This is a genomic window from Lysinibacillus sp. GW823-FHT06C08 (genome assembly GCF_058795135.1).
Window position 1 is genome coordinate 116,238 of record NZ_JBXAHN010000006.1, and the last position, 18,593, is coordinate 134,830.

At 37.9% G+C, this 18,593-nt stretch carries 21 protein-coding genes, 2 pseudogenes and 2 other annotated features; of the genes and pseudogenes, 3 read left to right on the forward strand and 20 right to left on the reverse strand.

The window, feature by feature from the left end:
- Positions 1–156: 156 nt before the first annotated feature.
- The 10 genes from AC1Q6O_RS15010 to hmpA all read right to left on the reverse strand — a co-directional run bounded on the left by AC1Q6O_RS15010 (position 157) and on the right by hmpA (position 6,630).
- Positions 157–861: a DsbA family oxidoreductase gene (locus AC1Q6O_RS15010; RefSeq protein ID WP_090002060.1), complete on the reverse strand. Its 705-nt coding sequence runs from the start codon at positions 859–861 to the stop codon at positions 157–159.
- 2 nt (positions 862–863) lie between these two features.
- The gene (locus AC1Q6O_RS15015; protein ID WP_089985802.1) at positions 864–1,649 is read right to left on the reverse strand and encodes a sulfite exporter TauE/SafE family protein; all 786 of its coding nucleotides are present in this window, start codon (positions 1,647–1,649) and stop codon (positions 864–866) included.
- Positions 1,650–1,717: 68 nt separating this feature from the next.
- Positions 1,718–1,945, reverse strand: a complete 228-nt coding sequence (locus AC1Q6O_RS15020; protein ID WP_043989918.1) for a sulfurtransferase TusA family protein — start codon at positions 1,943–1,945, stop codon at positions 1,718–1,720.
- A 145-nt stretch (positions 1,946–2,090) separates the two neighbouring features.
- Complete coding sequence (locus tag AC1Q6O_RS15025; protein ID WP_089985803.1) at positions 2,091–3,218, reverse strand: MBL fold metallo-hydrolase; 1,128 nt, start codon at positions 3,216–3,218, stop codon at positions 2,091–2,093.
- 84 nt (positions 3,219–3,302) lie between these two features.
- A complete protein-coding gene (locus tag AC1Q6O_RS15030; RefSeq protein ID WP_089985804.1) occupies positions 3,303–3,698 on the reverse strand; it encodes a DsrE/DsrF/DrsH-like family protein in 396 nt (131 codons plus the stop codon).
- A gap of 15 nt (positions 3,699–3,713) precedes the next feature.
- Complete coding sequence (locus AC1Q6O_RS15035; RefSeq protein ID WP_083796477.1) at positions 3,714–4,262, reverse strand: sulfurtransferase TusA family protein; 549 nt, start codon at positions 4,260–4,262, stop codon at positions 3,714–3,716.
- Between the two features lie 66 nt (positions 4,263–4,328).
- The gene (locus AC1Q6O_RS15040; RefSeq protein WP_008175246.1) at positions 4,329–4,625 is read right to left on the reverse strand and encodes a rhodanese-like domain-containing protein; all 297 of its coding nucleotides are present in this window, start codon (positions 4,623–4,625) and stop codon (positions 4,329–4,331) included.
- 11 nt (positions 4,626–4,636) lie between these two features.
- Entirely contained in the window at positions 4,637–4,978 is a 342-nt protein-coding gene (locus tag AC1Q6O_RS15045; RefSeq protein WP_089985806.1) for a rhodanese-like domain-containing protein, read from the reverse strand.
- Between the two features lie 42 nt (positions 4,979–5,020).
- Positions 5,021–5,281: a metal-sensitive transcriptional regulator gene (locus AC1Q6O_RS15050; RefSeq protein ID WP_008175248.1), complete on the reverse strand. Its 261-nt coding sequence runs from the start codon at positions 5,279–5,281 to the stop codon at positions 5,021–5,023.
- A gap of 182 nt (positions 5,282–5,463) precedes the next feature.
- On the reverse strand, positions 5,464–6,630 hold the full coding sequence (gene hmpA / locus AC1Q6O_RS15055) for an NO-inducible flavohemoprotein (protein WP_089985807.1): 1,167 nt from the start codon (positions 6,628–6,630) through the stop codon (positions 5,464–5,466).
- Between the two features lie 190 nt (positions 6,631–6,820).
- Between hmpA and AC1Q6O_RS15060 the strand changes: the two genes are divergently transcribed.
- Positions 6,821–7,258, forward strand: coding sequence for an Rrf2 family transcriptional regulator (locus AC1Q6O_RS15060; RefSeq protein WP_008175250.1), 438 nt, complete (start codon positions 6,821–6,823; stop codon positions 7,256–7,258).
- 50 nt (positions 7,259–7,308) lie between these two features.
- On the opposite strand, the gene AC1Q6O_RS15065 is transcribed toward AC1Q6O_RS15060, so the two are convergent.
- From AC1Q6O_RS15065 to AC1Q6O_RS15090, 6 genes and pseudogenes are all read right to left on the reverse strand, one after another.
- Positions 7,309–8,289, reverse strand: a complete 981-nt coding sequence (locus AC1Q6O_RS15065; protein WP_008175251.1) for a GNAT family N-acetyltransferase — start codon at positions 8,287–8,289, stop codon at positions 7,309–7,311.
- A gap of 45 nt (positions 8,290–8,334) precedes the next feature.
- Complete coding sequence (locus tag AC1Q6O_RS15070; RefSeq protein ID WP_008175253.1) at positions 8,335–8,712, reverse strand: VOC family protein; 378 nt, start codon at positions 8,710–8,712, stop codon at positions 8,335–8,337.
- On the reverse strand, positions 8,709–9,146 hold the full coding sequence (locus AC1Q6O_RS15075) for a DUF1801 domain-containing protein (RefSeq protein WP_164908745.1): 438 nt from the start codon (positions 9,144–9,146) through the stop codon (positions 8,709–8,711). The genes AC1Q6O_RS15070 and AC1Q6O_RS15075 overlap by 4 nt, the downstream gene beginning before the upstream one ends.
- A 33-nt stretch (positions 9,147–9,179) precedes the next feature.
- Positions 9,180–9,338: pseudogene (locus AC1Q6O_RS15080) on the reverse strand (YdeI/OmpD-associated family protein); the annotation flags it as partial.
- A 24-nt stretch (positions 9,339–9,362) separates the two neighbouring features.
- Positions 9,363–9,833, reverse strand: coding sequence for a hypothetical protein (locus AC1Q6O_RS15085; protein WP_090002062.1), 471 nt, complete (start codon positions 9,831–9,833; stop codon positions 9,363–9,365).
- A gap of 146 nt (positions 9,834–9,979) precedes the next feature.
- Entirely contained in the window at positions 9,980–10,474 is a 495-nt protein-coding gene (locus tag AC1Q6O_RS15090; protein WP_008175259.1) for a DUF1648 domain-containing protein, read from the reverse strand.
- Positions 10,475–10,785: 311 nt separating this feature from the next.
- Between AC1Q6O_RS15090 and AC1Q6O_RS15095 the strand changes: the two genes are divergently transcribed.
- Complete coding sequence (locus AC1Q6O_RS15095; RefSeq protein ID WP_089985811.1) at positions 10,786–12,480, forward strand: methyl-accepting chemotaxis protein; 1,695 nt, start codon at positions 10,786–10,788, stop codon at positions 12,478–12,480.
- A 65-nt stretch (positions 12,481–12,545) separates the two neighbouring features.
- Here AC1Q6O_RS15095 and AC1Q6O_RS15100 read toward each other — a convergent pair whose 3' ends face one another.
- On the reverse strand, positions 12,546–13,322 hold the full coding sequence (locus AC1Q6O_RS15100; RefSeq protein ID WP_089985812.1) for an HAD-IIB family hydrolase: 777 nt from the start codon (positions 13,320–13,322) through the stop codon (positions 12,546–12,548).
- A 170-nt stretch (positions 13,323–13,492) separates the two neighbouring features.
- Positions 13,493–13,731, forward strand: a binding site (T-box leader).
- A gap of 92 nt (positions 13,732–13,823) precedes the next feature.
- On the opposite strand from AC1Q6O_RS15100, the gene AC1Q6O_RS15105 reads away from it, so the two are divergent.
- Positions 13,824–15,395, forward strand: a complete 1,572-nt coding sequence (locus tag AC1Q6O_RS15105) for a 2-isopropylmalate synthase (RefSeq protein ID WP_089985813.1) — start codon at positions 13,824–13,826, stop codon at positions 15,393–15,395.
- Between the two features lie 46 nt (positions 15,396–15,441).
- Here AC1Q6O_RS15105 and metG read toward each other — a convergent pair whose 3' ends face one another.
- The 3 genes and pseudogenes from metG to fosM form a co-directional block, all read right to left on the reverse strand.
- On the reverse strand, positions 15,442–17,076 hold the full coding sequence (metG, locus tag AC1Q6O_RS15110) for a methionine--tRNA ligase (RefSeq protein WP_090002064.1): 1,635 nt from the start codon (positions 17,074–17,076) through the stop codon (positions 15,442–15,444).
- 57 nt (positions 17,077–17,133) lie between these two features.
- Positions 17,134–17,394 (reverse strand) — a binding site (T-box leader).
- Positions 17,395–17,505: 111 nt separating this feature from the next.
- A complete protein-coding gene (locus AC1Q6O_RS15115; protein ID WP_090002065.1) occupies positions 17,506–18,153 on the reverse strand; it encodes an HAD hydrolase-like protein in 648 nt (215 codons plus the stop codon).
- A 15-nt stretch (positions 18,154–18,168) separates the two neighbouring features.
- Positions 18,169–18,593, reverse strand: a pseudogene (gene fosM / locus AC1Q6O_RS15120) (FosM family fosfomycin resistance protein).

Consider the following 18,593-nt stretch of genomic DNA (forward strand, 5'->3'; position numbering starts at 1 on the left):
TACTGTAAAATAGAACCATTCAGATGATAAAAATGGATAAATTATCCACTAATTGTTGTACTACAACACCGAAATCACGACTTAATACCTCTTGTAGTATGTGGGTGAATCAAAAAAGTGCCGAGTACTTTAAGTACTCGACACTTATCCATCGGTTTACAGGTTACATGCACCATCCGTACACGTATCCTCACCATTTCCCATTAATTGAATCGTTGGCTGAATCCCCACTATTTTTGCTGTTTGATGTAATGTTCGCACAAAGACTTCATTTGGCTCTGCCCCTTTAATGCCATAACGATTTTCAAATACAAAGAATGGCACGCTTTGTATACCAAGTTGCTGTGCATCATATCGATCCTGATCTAAAGCCTCAAGAAAGACATTAGTAGCTAGAATGTCCTGCGCCCCCTCTATATCTAAACCTAATTTTGCAATCACCCTTAATAAAAAGGAATCATCATTCACATCTTCACCAGCCATAAAATAACCAGCCATTAGCGCTTCCGTATATGCCGATGCTTGGCCAAATTGCTGTGTCCATTTTGCTAATCGATGAGCTTTTTCTGTGTGAGCTGTTGTCATCAATTCAAAATTATAATTCAACCCAACTTCTGCAGCTCTTGATGCCATATTCTCTGTCATGTCATGTACTTCTTCACGCGTTGCGTTATACTTCATAACCAAAGTGTCTAAAAAGGTTGGTGCATTTACTTTAGGCGTTTCTGGACCTATTTGAAAAGCCTTGTATTCAATTTCTACTTGTCCCGTATAGCCGCTTGTCTCAATCGCACGTTCCAATTCTCGCTTGGCAATATAACAAAACGGACAAGTAAAATCCGTGAAAACTTCAATTTTCATGGTTAGACCCCTCCAATAATATCTACCCAAATTTTAATGGCAGTCGCCAATATAAGCATTGCCAAAATGCCTTGCAAGCTTTTGGTATTTAATTTTTTTCCAGCTCTCGCACCAAGTGGGGCTGCTATAAGACTAGTAATGATCATAATGAGCGCGGGGAAATATTCAACTTGTCCGGTCATTAATTTCCCAACCATTCCCCCTATGGAGGAGATAAATGTAATTGCTAAACTAGTAGCAATGGTCATACGCGTAGGGATCCCTAAAACCACTAACATAATAGGGACTAATAAGAACCCACCACCTGCTCCCACAATACCTGATCCAATACCAACAACTACGGCCAATAAAATTGCCAATGTCTTATTAAATGTGATATCCTGCATCGGTTGATCATCAATTTGTTTTTTTGGAATAAACATCATGACTGCCGCTATTAAGGCTAGCACACCATAAACTATATTGATGCCTGACTCGGAAAAAAATTTGGAACCAAAACTACCAACAAAACTTCCTGTTAATATAGCACCCCCCATATAGATAATAAGTGATTTATTTAAAAATCCACCCTTGCGATATACCCATACACCCGCAATGGATGCAAAAAATACTTGTATGGCAATAATTCCGGATACCTCATGAGCCGAAAAGGCCATAAATCCTAATAATGGTGGAATATACAGTAGCATTGGGTAATTAATAATGGCACCACCGATACCTAACATCCCTGATACAAACGAACCGAGAAAACCAATTAAAAAGATCGTTAATATCCATGTAATATCCATGCATTCTTCCTCCTTTCCGAAAAGTGAAAGAAGGGTTGTTCTATTTAATAGACAACCCTCCATTAGCCTTAAGCTTTCTGAATTAAAAACGTGATGACACCAGCTTTTTCGGATTGATCTACGATATGATGACCCCCAGCTTTTGCCCAAGCAGGAATATCCGCTAAAGCCCCTTTATCTGTCACCTGAACTTCTAAAATTTCTCCTATATTTAATGTGTCTATCGCCTTTTTTGTTTTCACAATAGGCATTGGACACGAAAGACCTGTTGCATCTAATTGTAAATTTGATTTCATATTGATCCCCTTCAACACGGCAAAGATTGTAAGCGATTTGCCTGTTCTTCTTATTATTTTAGATTCATGAGGGATGAGCGCCTTCAATTTCTGGACGATCCACATTTTTAATACACAGACGTATCCATTGTACTTTTAATAAATTTCATCGAACAGCACAGCGATTTGGGCCGATTTCCATTTCCGTTTGTTGATCTGGCGAAGGCGTTATTTTCCCCATATTTACCTGACGAATTTCTTGATAGGCATTAGGTTGTGGTGGCAATTGATCTGTCACGACACGTTTAAATTCTACTTCATCATGAATATTCAAACCATGATTTTGTAAAAATAAATCCCCTAGTTGTTTCGCTACCGTCCCATCTTCATTAAGTTCATCAATGATCATAAAGTGAGCTGGTAACACGATAAGCTCTCTGGACAATTCTCGATAACGCTTATAAAGTGTATCTCGTAAATCTCCAACCCAGTCCTCAGCAAGGCCTGCTAAATCAGGACGTCCAATAGAATCGACAAATAAAATATCCCCTGTTAACAAATATTGGCTATCGACAACAAATGATGTAGAGCCAATTGTATGACCTGGTGAGTAGATAGCTCCTACATTTATTTTTGATGATCCAATTTGAACAGTCACCCCATCCACTAACGGTCTATATGAAAAGACAACCTCTTCTGCATCTTTCGGTGGCAAGTAATAGACCGCACCAGTTAACTCAGCTATATGGCGTCCACCTGAAATATGATCGGCATGTAAATGTGTATCAAAAACATGTGTAATCTTCACATTCTTCTGTTCGGCGAAATTGATAAATACATCTGTAAAGCGAACAGCATCAATGATAGCTGCCTCTCCTTCAGATATCACCATATAAGAAAGACAGCCCTTCCCTAAACGGACAAATTGATAAAGCTCTCCTCCGCCCGTTAATTCACCAATTTTAATAGGCTCTAAATATTCGCTCCAAGATTTCATACCGCCCGCTAAATAGGCAACATCTCGACCAGCTTCTGACAACATTTCAGCAACCATCAATGAGGATCCTTCCTTAGCACAAACAACTAGAATTTCTTTATTGGAGGGGATGTTCGGCAGGATCTCCTCAACACCATCTAACAGTTCAAAATATGGTACATTTAAATACTCAAATCGGTGACCATCAATTTTCCAGTCTTCAAACGCATCTGCATTACGAACATCTAAAATAAACAACTCTTCATTGTTAATGACCTTTTTAGCAATTTGTGAAGCGTTCCATTTCTGCATTGGCATATATATAACCCCCATAGGTATAATTTCGAAGTTTTTTAAAGCGGAGAGCCTTTAGCCCCTCCGCCTTCCTTGCACAAAAACTCTTTAGAAAGTTAGTGATGGTGCTGCATCTTTTGCAAATTCAAGGAAAGTAACAGCTCCACCCACTTCAATACCATCAATAAAATCATCTGTCGATAAACCCATTACATCCATCGTCATTTGACAAGCAATAAATTTAACACCTAATTCTTGGGATATGTCCACTAGTTGAGGAATGGCAGGAATATTCGCTTTCGCAAACCCTTCTGCATAATGCTCTGCCCCTGCAGGCATTGGTAATGCATGCATCCCTTGCTTATGAATGAGATTCAATCCTTCAAATGTGAAGAAGATTGCTACCTCCTTCTCAGAAGCTGCAGCTGCTGTTGCGATATTAAACACCTTATATGCATCAAATAAACCACCGTTACTTGCAATAATTGCTACCTTGTTTGACATAAAAAATTCCTCCTATTAAATGTTTTTTGTTAATGTACCTTTCCAAGATGTCATTCCTGGTAAAACATTAAAGACCTTTATAAAACCATGTGAAGCTAGCTTCTGCGCAGCCATATCACTACGCTTTCCAGTACGACAAATAACATAAATCTCTTGCTCTTTGTCGAGCTCCAAGAGTCGTGCTTCCAATTCCCCCATCGGGATAGATTTAGCGCCCTCAATATGCCCAAAGGCAAACTCCGCTTCCTCACGTACATCAAGAATTAATCCATGACGATTGTTAATTTGCTCTAGATCAATCGTTGGGTCAAACGAAATTTCTTCTATTTGATCGTTTGTACATTTGCGAATGTAATGCTTGAGCACTCCTTCATTATCTAAAGTGCCAATATATTGGTGTCCTACCGTTTCTGCCCATGCTGCAATATCAGCTTTTGATCCTTTATCTGTCGCAGACACTTCTAAAATTTGACCATCTTCCAGGTCGGCCATTGCTTTTTTCGTTTTCACTATGGGCAAAGGGCAAGAAAGACCCTTGGCATCTAGCTGAAAATCTGCCTTCATCCTCATTACAACCTCCATATACCTATAAGGGTATTATTTTTAGCAAAAAAATATAGCTATAAGCTACTATTGTACTTCGCCCTCCCATGACAACATTCCACCAACCATATTCGAAACATTAAAGCCTTTACCTTCTAATATCTCGGTAGCACGGCCACTACGAGCACCTGATCGGCAAACGATAATATATGGTTCATCCTTATTCAGATCCTGTACGCGGAACTCTAATAAACCAAGTGGAATATGAATAATACCCGGAATATGACCAGTCGCTACTTCATCTACCTCCCTTACATCAATCAAATTCGGCGTTTCGCCCTGCATGATTGCTTGTTCTACTTCTTTTGCTGTAATTTCCTTCATTTTCTTTCCTCCTAATAGGCACTCATTCCACCACGAACATTTGTAATACGCTCAAAGCCTTGCTTTTTCAATTGCTTACATGCCTGACTACTACGCATACCACTTTGGCAAATCACTACCACTTCTTTATCCTTCGGTAGTTTGTCAAAGCTTGACCCGAGAGGCATATTTTTAAACTGCGAGATATGGCGCCCTTTAAATTCGGCTGGCGTGCGTACATCGATAAATATCTTATCCTTATCATTCAGCATATTTTTTAATTGGGCAGTAGAAATCGATTGAACGCCCTTTGTTGGTTTCATTCGCCAAATGAAAAATGCTGCGATAATCGCAATAATGATCCACATTTCCAAGTTATCACCGCTCCTTTTTATACGATAAAGGGTATATAAAAACTATCTGCTTTTCACTACTAAATCCATTGCTTCTCGGATGGCTGAATTCATTTTTTCCGCATTACCTTCAGCAGTAGTGACACAATCTAATAAATTTTCACTAACAATAACTCCTATCGTCCGATCAACTGCTGAACGCACGGCAGATAGCTGTGTAATCACATCCTTACAGTTTTGACCTTCCTCCATCATGCGTAAAATCCCGCGTAATTGACCTTCCATCCGCTTCACTCGATTAGCTGTTTTAGAGTCATAAGCCATTCTGTTCCAGCCCCCTTTCAAAACGATAGATTCAACTTGCTTACGTGATTCATATTATACCCCAATAGGTATATTGTCAACATGAAAGCTTCAACTCTTTTTCTTGAAAGTCTTTATCTGTATTGACTTATACAAAAAAACCCTGCTATGAGCTGTAACTCATAACAGGGATTTCTACGATTTTATTTAGCTAATTGCATGGCTGGTCCGAAGAATTCATAATGAATTTTCTCGTCTTTCACGCCAATTTCTTGTAAATTTTTAATAACTGCTTCCATAAAGCCTACAGGTCCACATACATAAACATCAGCGTTATCAGCTACTCTTTCTGCTAATAATTCTTTTGTAATTTGCTTGTCTTCATCAGAATATAGAGCCGTATACGATGCATTAGGTAACGCATTTACTTTTCCTTGAATATCATCGCTAAACGCTACAACTTTTTCATTGCGTGCGCACTGAATAAAGTTAACTTTATTCGTTGAATCTTCTTTTAGAGATTGTAGCATACTGTTTAATGGTGTTACACCTATACCACCACTCACAAATGTAATAGGAGCAGTTGTTTCTTCTAAAACGAATAATCCTGCTGGCACACTTACATCTACTAAATCTCCAACTTGTAAGTCATCATGAATAAAGTTTGACACTTTACCGTTTGGCGTATGATCACTTTCACGTTTCACTGAAATGCGGTAACCATCTTCTGCGCTTGCTTGTGAAAGTGTGTATTGACGATTCATTAAATACTCTTCACCAGGAACTTTCACGCGGATACTAATATATTGTCCTGGCTCGTAAGATGGTAATGATGAGCCATCTTCATTAACAAAATAAACAGATGTAACTAAGTCGCTTTCTACCACTTTTTTCGCCACTTTTAATGGTCTAAATAGACGCCATCCACCATTATTTTCAGCTTTTTGGTATAACTCTTCTTCTACTTGAATGAAAATATCTGCAATAACGCCATATGCCTCAGCCCATGCATTAATAATATCGTCAGTCGCCGCGTCGCCAAGTACTTCCTTAATCGCTTTTAATAAGTTTTCACCAACAATTGGATAATGCTCAGGTAAAATACCTAAACTACGGTGTTTGTGCGCAATAAGCATGACTGCTGGTAAAATAGCTTCTAAATTTTCAATATGAACTGCCGCAGCATAAACTGTGTTTGCTAAGGCTGTTTGCTGACGACCTTTTTCTTGGTTAGTGTGGTTAAAAATATTTAATAATTCTGGATGAGCTTGAAACATATTTTTGTAAAACGTTTTTGTAATCTCTACACCATGAACTTCTAATACAGGGACTGTTGCCTTAATAATTTGAATAGTTTCTTGTTTTAACATATCGCTTACCATCCTTTCGTGATTACAATATAACGCTTTCATTTTCTTAAAGCAATATGTAAAATACATCTTTAACAAAATGGACATAATTAATGTATTTTAAATACATCTTTAAAAGTGGTTTCAAAATATTATACTTCATTGTAAAAATGCTATAATTACTTTGAATTATAGAAAGTAGGGTGTTCTTATGCGCTTAACTTTATACACAGACTATTCTCTTCGTACACTTATTTACTTAGGTGCAAAAGAAGATGGCCAATTATCAACTATTCAAGAGATTTCAGATGCTTATAATATATCGAAAAACCATTTAATGAAAGTGACGCACCAACTTGGATTGTTAGGCTATATAGAAACAATTCGCGGAAGAGGTGGCGGTATTCGCTTAGCCATCGATCCAAAAACTATCACCATTGGTGAAATTGTTCGTCATACAGAAGAGGATTTTCATTTAGTAGAATGTTTCGATAAAGAGAATAATTTATGTAAAATAGCTCCGGAATGTCAGCTAAAAGGTGTCCTATATGAAGCTTTACAGGCCTACCTAACAGTACTAGATCGCTACACATTAGATGACTTCTTACATTCAAAGGAAAAATTAATGGCCCTCTTGCTAGGTAAATAAAAATACCCGCTCAACGTTTGTTGGACGGGTATTTCTTTTATGAAAAACATCTACAATTGCTTAGTAAAGAAGATCATATCTAATGCACGAATGCCGTTTTCATATATTGGCTCTGGATAGTCGAGAAAGAAATCCTTTTCAATGGTCTCCATGCGAAAACCTGCCTTTTGATAAAAAGCTATATTATCAATACTTGAATTTGCTGTTCCAACTAAAAGCGTTTGATAGCCTTCCTTCTCACAAAATGCCGTAAGCTGTCGCAATACCTCTTTACCTAGCCCTTTCCCTTGGAATTTTGGCACAATCGCAATATTTTTCAACTCAATGGTTGTTTGAGATTGAGGGGTTAATAATGCCACTCCCGCAAGCTGTTCTCCACACTTCACTTCAAATAAGGTACCCTCATCTAGGTATTTTCGGATAGCCTCTTCACTCTCATCAGCAAGTAAAAGCTGTGGTAAAAAGGACTCTCTACTCCCATTTACTTTTTTTAGAGCTGTTCGAAATTGTACAAAATCCTCACGTTCAAAAACATTTAAAACACATGGTTGTTTCTCTTTCGCTTCTAACCATGAATGTTCTTCTGGATAATCTCCTTCCACCCCTAATCGAATAAAGCTCAGCTTTTCCTGTGCCTTTTGTGAACGGATATTCACCTTCCTAGCTCCCGCAAAAACTCGCTTTAGTCCAAGCTCAAAAAAGGCGATATCTAAAATAGCTGTTTTAGCCTCAAGATTATAACCTTTCCCCCAAAATGGATGCCCGAGCCACGAACCGATATGACAACTGTTTTTATGTTGGTCTATAAACATCAATGCGGTCACACCGATTAACTGTCCCTCCTCATTTAAAACAACACGAGGAACGGTCTTCCCTTCTTCTTCATCGATGCATTCACGTTTGATAAAATGAATAGTATCTTCTACTTTACCAACAGGTAGCCCTAGTGCATCTCGAACCTGTGGCATAGAAGACAACTCATGCATGGCCTCGGCATATTTGATATCATGTTTCACTAAAGTTACCGTCATCTTCTAATTCCCCTTTTACTAACATTCTATTGTCGTATTCTATTCTCAACTATACGTTAGTTGCCAGGAGACGCCAAAGCGATCCTGAATCCACGCAAATTTCTTTGAAAACCCATAATGATCAAGTGGCATTAACGCCTGCCCACTTTCCTCTATTTGATTTACTAAATTCTTTATTTCTTCCTCAGATTCACACTCTAGAAAGATAGACGTTGATGGCGTAAACGAAAAGTTATGTTGAATAACACTATCATTCACCATTAATTTTAACCCCTTTAATTGTAGGGTGGCCATCGCTACCTGCTGAGAATTTTCCATATATTCTATCTGTATAACTTCTAAATCTGTAAACCATTGCTGATATTGTTCAATCGCTTCATGCGCTTGTCCTTGAAACATTAAAAAAGTTGTCGCGCTTTTCATCTATTTTTCGCTCCCTCATAATGTGAAATCCACTCTGCTGGTGTCATTTTTGCAACAAGCTCACTAATTAAATCAAAGGGAATATGCTTCGTGCTTGTAAAACGAATACAACTTTTCCCCATATTTAATTTTGTTGGTACTCGCCTCGCATATTCCTCCTGAAACCAAGAAAGTAATGCTTGGTCTGCATATATACCCATGTGGTAGAGCGCAATATGACGTTTTTGAGCTGCAAGACTAATAAAAGGTAATGGCGTATTTGGCGTCACATGATAGCCACTTGGATACGTTTCTAATGGCACAACATAGCTAACCATGTCATATTGCATAGTTTGTTCAAAACCCTCTGGCAAATTGGCTTCTAAAACATCTACAAGCTTACTAAAGGCATCACGCCATTTTTCCTCTACTTGCTCCATATATATGCTCTTCATACCTTGCCTCACTTCGTCGTTATTTTCCCTACTTCACTCATTTATTTGTGCCTTGTGATACAATTCCTTTGCTTTATAGCCTAGTGGAATAATTTGACGCATCTCCTGTAAGCGAGCTTCTTGTGTTTCTAACTTTTTTGCACTATAAATATAACGTGCCCAATCCCTTTGATATCCCGGAGTGAGTCCATCATAAAAGGCTAAGTCATCCTGATTTTAGGAAAGTAAGTCCCGCAATGGAGGGATCATACTCTCATAGTCACTCACACATTGACTAATGGCTGTTATTTTCTTGCCTCTTCCTTTACCATCTCTCTTAATACTTAAGATTGAAAATGTTTCATCTAATGACATCAGGCTAGAAAATTTTAAATCACTACCATCCATATACTTTTCCTCGTCCACATGGATCGCCGGAAAAATCTCATCTCGGTGAATAAACTGTTCATATTTTTTATTACCCTTTTTAGGATAAACAAAAAATAAATAGCCCAGCTCCACTAGACTATTATCTTTTAACACTTTTTGTAAATAAGTTACCATGGCATCTATGGAAAACGCAAAAGAAATAATACGGTCATAAGGTGCCTCTCCAGAATGAAACACTCCATCTAATATCGAATCAAGCGGCTGATTATGGATGGCAATGGATACATCATCCTTTAGTTTAAATTTCTTTTGCATCATTTAAACACCTCTTCTCCCACTCATTTTTAGCTACTAAAAAACAGCTCATACATTTGGAGCTTAGTTTTGATAGTATACTGAATAAATGAGAGCTTGGGAACAAAAAATAAACGCTCGAAAATATCTCAAGCGTTTACAGTTCGGCTTTATTTTATTTTGCGAGTAACTATTATGCCTTTAATAATCGGTATAAAGATTCCAATTACGACAATTGGCAAGAACCACCATCCTATGGAAGTAGTCTCTCCAAGAGCAATGCGAATCATTTGGAATGATATAACTGCGAATAAAATAAGACAGAAGTTTTTTACTTCGTTTAACATTTTTCTGCTATTTAAATAAAATGCTTCTACATTTTGTTCATTCAAACGAGCTGGAAAGTTATACATATGTGGGACTTTCTCTAAAAGACTCATGATTATCCATAGAAACACACCTATAAACGGAAGAATAATGAGCTCAATTTTTGAACCCCACCGATCAATCTCTCCCTTACCATTAAAATGAACAGGAATTTCTTCAGGCAATTTCCCCCACATTACTGCAATATAAAAGATAGATAATAGGAATATGATAACTCCAATATAATCCCAGACCTTTTCAGACCTTGTTTTAGGGATTTTTAAAATAGGTCTATACACTTCGCACCACCTCAGTTCATCTTCATACGTAATTTACGTTTTGCCTACTCTATAAGTTTCAAAATTTATGAATATTGGCTTAATATTCAGTACAAAGAATTAACTTTCGCTTTATTTCTAGCATATTTTAGCGGTAAATGTCTTTTTTTTATTACTTCTATCACGAGTTTCTGTCACCTTTAAACTAATTATTACAGTAAAAATACTCATAATACTTTGTAAAATTCATATTTTCTGATATAAATGATATATATACATATTTCATTAATTTGTAACATTTCTACTAAATACTGAGAAAGGAAATTTCATCTATGCGATTTACTATCTACAAGAAATTATTACTCGGTTTTTTTATAGTTATTTTAGTTCTAGTTGCTACTATCGGCTTAAATATAAAGCAGCTTGATTCAGTGAACAAAACTTATCGTACATTATTGGAGGAGCAAACAACTAAATCTATCGCTATTCAGGAATTACGCGTTATTGCCAAACAAGAGATTGTTAGTTTGCGTGGCTATTTACTGCTTGGAGATAAACAGAATCTTCAAAGCAATCAAGACTCTCGAACAGAATTTAAACAAAAATCTGAAGAGCTAATGTCATCTTTGACGACCGAAAAATCCATTAAATTTCTAGAAGCTATTAATAAAAGCGAGCAAAATGTTCAACAGTTTGCGGACCGCATGTTTGAGTTAAAGGCTTCAGGTGAAACGGAAAAGTATGAAAAGCTTGATAGTACACAGGGGCGTCTAATTATTAAACAATTTGATGAACGCGTTGAAAACCTTTCCGATTATCAAAATGAGTATATTGAAGGAAAAATTGCTGCTACATCGAAACAAATTCAAGCTATTAAGTTCCAAATGTTAATTCTTGGAGTCTTTGCTGTTGTCATAAGTCTGATAATTGCAATGGTTGTTGGTAGTCTAATGTCTCGTCCAATTAACGGCATGGCTAAAGCTGCTAAAAAAATAGCTGAGGGTGACTTAACGGCTGAACAGATTCGTATCAAAAATCGTGATGAAGTGGGTGATTTAGCCCAAGCATTCAATCAAATGGCCGTTAATTTGAAAGATTTAATTACAAATGTACGCCATAACACTGTACAAGTTAGTGGCTCTGCCGCTGAGTTAACAGCAAGTGCTGACCAAACCATTCAAGCGACTGAGCAGATCACTTCTTCGATTCAAGAAGTGGCTAGTGGCTCTGAAGCTCAAGGTAAAAATGCTACAGAAAGCTCCGAAGCGATGAAGAATATGACAAAGGGCATACAGCAATTAGCATCTACTACGGCGGCGGTTTCTGAACTGGCATTGGAAACGAATTCAGAGGCTCAAAAAGGCAATGAATCATTACATCGAGTGATTTCACAAATGACTACCATTAACACTGCTGTATTAGAATCAGCAAGCGTTGTGAAAAATTTAGACGGGCATTCTATAGAAATTGGTAACATTATTGGCATTATTACAGATATTGCAGAGCAGACAAATTTACTAGCGCTCAATGCCGCTATCGAGGCAGCTCGTGCAGGCGATCATGGGCGGGGCTTTGCTGTCGTGGCAGACGAGGTGAAAAAGTTAGCAGAGCAATCCAAAAAATCTGCAGAGCAAATTGCTACGTTGATTGCAGAAATTCAACAAGATACAAACCGTGCTGTGACGGTGATGGATACTGGTACACAAGAAGTACAAATTGGGATGCAAGTGGTACAGGTAGCTGAAGAAGGCTTCTCTAAAATTATGGAGCTTATTGAACAAGTGTCCATGCAAATCCAAGAAGCTACAACAGTTTCGGAAGAAATGTCATCCAGTGCAGAACAAATTTATGCTTCCTTCGATGAAATAGCAACAATCGCGCAAATGTCTTCTAGTAATTTACAAAATGTCGCTTCTGCCTCTGAGGAACAGTTAGCAACTATCGAAGAAGTCGCTGCTTCAGCAGCAACACTTTCAAATATGGCAGAGGAGCTTCAAACAGAAGTCTCTCGCTTTAAATTAGAATAAATGAAAACTGCTCGGATTCCCTCTAGGAAACGAGCAGTTTTTTCTATATATGTATAGGCCTTTACTCACTTATATTTATCGCTTAAATGACTGAGCATTTCTATAATGGCTGCTTCCTCACTAGGTACTTGCAACGTAGCCCAATCACCAACCTGATGATTCCCTACACAAACACTTTCCTTTGCCTTCAAGAACATCGAGACATCGTTTGCATCATTTCCAAAAGCAATATACTCCCCCTCGATGACACCTAATTTAGTTAGGCCATTCCACTTATCAATACCATTAGGGCTTATATCTATAATATTTTCTGATGCATGTTCATAAAGAGTAACAGCAAGCTGTTGTAGCTCAAATAACACTGCATCTCTATTCTCCCCCGGAAATAAAACAACTTTTACAATATCATGAAGATCTTGCAACGCTACTTTTTTAGCTATTTTTAGAGGATCTAGATTTTGATAAATGGGATGCGCTTCACTGCCTGTATACGCATAATCCCACTGACTATCTACTAGGTAGGGTAATTGAAATGCTGTAATGATCTGTCGAAGCGCCCCTACTATCTCCGTCTCAAATGCTGCAACCTCCTTCGTTACTCCATTACAGGCGACGAATGCTCCATTTCCACCTACCATCGGAAATTCTCGCATCTTCTCAGGCAATACAGGTAATAGATCACGTATTGGTCTAGCAGAAGCAAAAATAACTTCATGCCCACTTTGTCTACATGCCTCTAACGCATTGATAATACCCCCACTCAAAGGCTTCCCTTTAAAGCAAATTGTACCGTCTAAATCAAAGACAAATTTCATAGTTCTTCCTACCTCTCCTACGTTCATTCACAATTTTTATTATCTCACAGAAATGACTATTTTTAGTGGACGTTTATTTATTTCACAACTATCAAATATTTAACAGAACAAACAATACTTTAGACAGAATTAAAAAAAAATTTAGAAAATTATTGACAGGCTATTAATATCCACGTAATATTGCTTTCAACAACACATTGCAGGCCAAGATTGGAAATAGTAAAAATGGTGATGTACTTGTAGAGAGCCGATGGTTGGTGAAAATCGGTAGACACACATTTTGAACTCGTCCATGAGCTACTCCCTGAATAGTCTAGTAAGGGATGTCGGTTTCCTCCGTTAACAGGATAGACAGTGATAGCTGTCGATAAGGGGACTTTTTCTGTACAGAGAAGGTCAATTAGAGTGGTACCGCGAGCATAAACTCGTCTCTATTTTTAAATAGAGATGGGTTTTTTTATTTTTTAATGAATCATTGGCCTACGTGTAGATTTTAAATACAGATAACTACAAGAGGAGTGTTAAAAAATGGGAAGAAAAATTTGGGTATTTGATACAACATTACGTGATGGTGAACAGGTGCCAGGAGCCAAGCTAAATTTATATGAAAAAGTAGAAATAGCACAGCAACTGAAAAAATTAGGTGTGGATATTATCGAAGCCGGATTCCCCGCTTCATCACAGGGGGATTTTGATGCTGTCAAAGCTGTAGCTGAGAAGGTCGGTACCACTAGCGATATTATGATTACAGCATTAGCACGTGCAGTAAAGGCAGATATTGATGCCGTCTATAATGCTGTGAAATACGCTGAAAATCCAATGATTCACATGGTTCTTGGGACATCCGATATACATGTGGAGAAAAAATTCAGTAAATCCAAAGATCAAATTCTGCAAATTGGTGTAGATGCTGTAAAGTATGCGAAAACTCTATTGCCACAGGTTCAATATTCTACTGAGGATGCGTCTCGTTCAGACTTTGAGTATCTTTGGAAAACGATTGAAGCTGTTATGCGAGCTGGTGCAACTATGATTAACGTTCCTGATACAGTCGGTTTTGCAGAACCAGAAGAGTTCGGTGAGATGATCTTTAAATTAAACAACCGTATGAAAAACTTAGATGATAGCGTTCTTCTTAGTGTTCATTGCCACAATGACCTTGGAATGGCAACAGCTAATACGCTTGCCGCGATAAAAAATGGTGCCGATAAAGTAGAATGTACAATTAATGGTATCGGTGAACGCGCAGGAAATGCGGCATTAGAAGAAGTCGTTATGGCGCTAAAAACGCGTAGCACTATCTACAATGCTGATACACGTATTAACACAAAAGAAATTATGAATACATCACGACTTGTATCTAGTTTTATGGGCTTAGATGTTCAAGTTAATAAGGCTATTACTGGAGATAATGCTTTTGCCCATTCATCGGGTATCCATCAGGACGGATTACTAAAATCCCGTGATGCCTATGAAATTGTGCATCCAGAAGACGTAGGTCTTGATGATATGGAGCTAGTACTGACAGCACGTTCTGGCCGACATGCCGTGAAAAATGCTCTTGAAAAATTAGGGTTTTCGAATCTTTCTACAGATGAATTCGAGGGAATCTTCGAAGGCTTCTTAAAGCTAGCGGATGCCAAAAAAGAAGTATACGATCATGATTTATACGTGATCGTTGAAAGCTATTATGAGAAACATGATGCTTCTCACAAGAATGCCACACATTATAGTGATCAATTCTTTGATATCGAAGATCTACAAGTCGTCAGCAATACAAGCTTCCCTTCTGCGAGCGTTAAAGTGCGGAAAGGTAATGAAGTATTGAAGGCTAGCGCAGTTGGCTCAGGCCCAATTGATGCTCTCTATTCTGCCATTGCCGAAATTACAAGCATGGATGTAAAACTAGTGGAATATAATATCAATAGTGTTTCGCGTGGCAAAGAGGCGCTAGGAAAAGTAAAAATCACGATTGAGCATGAAGGTGAAAAGTATATGGCTAAAGCTGCAGATACTGACATACTAAAAGCAAGTGCTCTAGCCTATATTAATGCCATCAATAGCATTGTGGTTGCCAAATTGACACCTGTCATGAATTAAAACAAAAGAAGCAGTATGGTCCATTAGCCATACTGCTTTTTCAATGCTAGCGACTATCTCTTACTAACTTTTGATATTCTTCTTCTATTAGTTCGATATCCAGTCGTTCAAACAAAGGTGTTACGCCTTGAATGGTTTTAGGTAACTCTACTTGTTCATGCCACATCATTTCATCTATACCTAGCATATTTCTTACTTTCTCTGCTGAAAACGGTAGGAATGGATGTAGTAATTGTCCGAGATTGGCAATGATATAGACGCAGGTTGCAAGTGTGCAATTGCCCGCCTCCACATGTTCTTTTACTTGTAACCATGGCTGCTGTTCATCGAAGTAACGATTAGCGCCACGAATATACTCAAAAATGGACTCTAATGCTTGCTTGAAATGGCCACCCTCAATAAGAATACCCACTTCATTAAATAGCTGAATAGTTTGTTTGCGAATAGTACTATCCACTTCAGCCTGAGGTACTTGATTAGCAAAGGATTTCTCTATAAATTTCAATGTTCGGTTCACAAAATTACCATAGGCACCAAGTAATTCACCATTATGGCTGTAAATAAATTCTCGCCATGAAAAATCAGTATCTCGATTTTCTGGTGCATTAGTCGTTAAAAAATAGCGAATAGAGTCAGCATCATAACGACTTAAAATATACGGAACCCATACAGCCCAGTTTTGACTCGTCGATAATTTGCGTTTTTCTAATGTTAAATATTCATTAGATACGATATGTGTCGGCAAAGCTTTCGCACCTAGTCCCATTAAAATAGCTGGCCAAATAACTGTGTGGAATGGGATATTATCCTTTCCATGGACATAGTATGAAATGGTTTCTTCATTCCATAAATCTTCAATCGCCATATGATGTTGCTTTGCCCATTCTAGGCTAGCCGTTAAATAACCTGCAACTGCTTCAATCCACACATATATTTTTTTACCCTCAAAGCCAGGAACTGGAACATCTATTCCATTTGGCAAATCTCTCGTTACTGCTCGGTCAGGAACGCCCTCTGCTAAGTAGCGCTCTGTCAATCTTAAAGCATTGTCCCTCCAACGTTTTTCTGCCTTTGCCTCGGATAAAAAGGTCTCTAATCTCCCTTGAAATTGACTAAAGGTAAAATAAAAATGTTCTGTCTCTCGAATGACTGGCTCATTCCCACATATTTTACAGCTCTTATCGATTAAATCCAATGGGTCTAAAATTTCCGAGCAGTTATCACATTGGTCTCCTCTCGCCTTTGCACCACAATTTGGGCATATGCCCTCTACAAATCGATCCGGCAAAAATTGCTGATCTGCCTCACAGTAAGCCTGTTCAATTTTCTTTTTATATAAAAAATTGTTGGCAAGTAGCTGTAAAAATAAGCCTTTAACGGATTCATGATGGTGCTCTGCGTCTGTTCTTGTGTATAAATCATAAGTAAATCCTAGCTCATTAAAACATTTTGTAAATTCTTCATGATAATGATTAGCAATCGCCTCGGTTGTTGTGTTTTCCTGTGCTGCACGTATAGAAATTGGTGTACCATTACAGTCACTACCCGATACGTATAATACTTGCTCACCTTTTTGACGGTAATATCTAGCCAAAATATCACCTGGTAATAGTGCGGCTACATGTCCTAAATGCAAAGAGCCATTTGCATACGGCCAAGCGCCTCCAATAACAATACTCATTCTAAATTGCTCCCCTCACATAAAAAAATGGTAAAAAAAATCGCCCTAATCAAATCTGATTAGGACGAGTCTACCCGTGTTACCACCTATATTTACAAATAGCTCACACTATTTGCCTCATTCAGTACGTCTTTTTTTAAATATGAGATACTGCCGCCGTTGTAACGAGTGCCCATCTCGTCGTAATCTACTTGCTAAAAAGCTTTCGGTACGAAGCTCAAAGGTCATTTTCAAAAGGATTCATTTACCTCATTTCCACCAACAGAGGCTCTCTACAAAATGCTGTTCCTATTTACTTTTCCTTTTCAATGCATTATCTATAGGATTGGCACTATTCTACGCTTTATTGCGATGAAATGCAATAATTGTCGTTAAGGTCGCTTCCATTTTTTCAAAACGCTCACTCATATGTTAATGTGTTTATCATGATTAGCCTATTTCTATGTTTAATAACTCCGTTAAATCATCTATTACAATATGTGCCTGTTGCAATTCATGATCCTGAGCAAAGTCAAAACGAACACCTATTGAGAGTAGCTCATTATCGTGGGCAGCTTGAATATCGGATGAACGATCTCCAACTACCGCCCCGTCCTGAATCCCATTGTCTTGCATTACTTTTTTAACTAAATCTGATTTATGTCCGCTTGCAATGGATTGAATGCTGTAAGTCCCCTTTATAAATTGCTCTAATTGATAGGTTTCAACAATTGCCTGTAAATAGTCAACCTGTCCATTACTCGCTATGTATAACGGATAGCTTTTCGACAATGTAGCAAGGGTTTGCTCAGCATGTGGATAAAGCGCACCTTTACGACTACGGATTTGGTCGGTCAACTCTACATGAAATAGCACATTGCTCTCCTCACGTATGTCTACTGAATGCATTGGACATAAAGTCTCCCATACAACCGGTAAAGGAACGCCCATAATTTCACGGTATTTTTCAATAGGTGTTTCTCCCTGCCATAAGCCCTTTGTACGCAACACATCAAATGTGGCATCCAGCGCAGGTTCTAAAATAAGATTTGTTTGAAATAAAGTGCCATCCATATCAAAAATAAAAGCTTTCGTCACAAAATCACTCCTTGATTAATGATTAAAAAACTCCATATGTAACTTTTCCTTCTTATAATAATCCAAACGATCTTGTAAAGTCCCCGTATGGAATTCAAACTTATGTCCATCAGGATCGGTAAAATAAATTGATTTTTTATCTCTTTCATCTCTTTGTCGGCCATCTAAAATATGAACCTTCAATTGTACCAATTTATCATACATTTTATCGAACTCATCCTCAGAGATCGTGAAAGCGATATGTGTATAGGAATATTGAATGTCATTGCGCGGTATATCTTTTTCAACATTGAGGGCAAGCCACAGCCCATTTACATCAAAATAGGCTGTGTGTTTCCCTTTACAAGTAACTTGGCATCGAAAACATTTTCATAAAATGCAATAGATTGCTCTAGATCAGACACTGAAAATAGTAGATGATTTATGCTTTGTATGGTCAT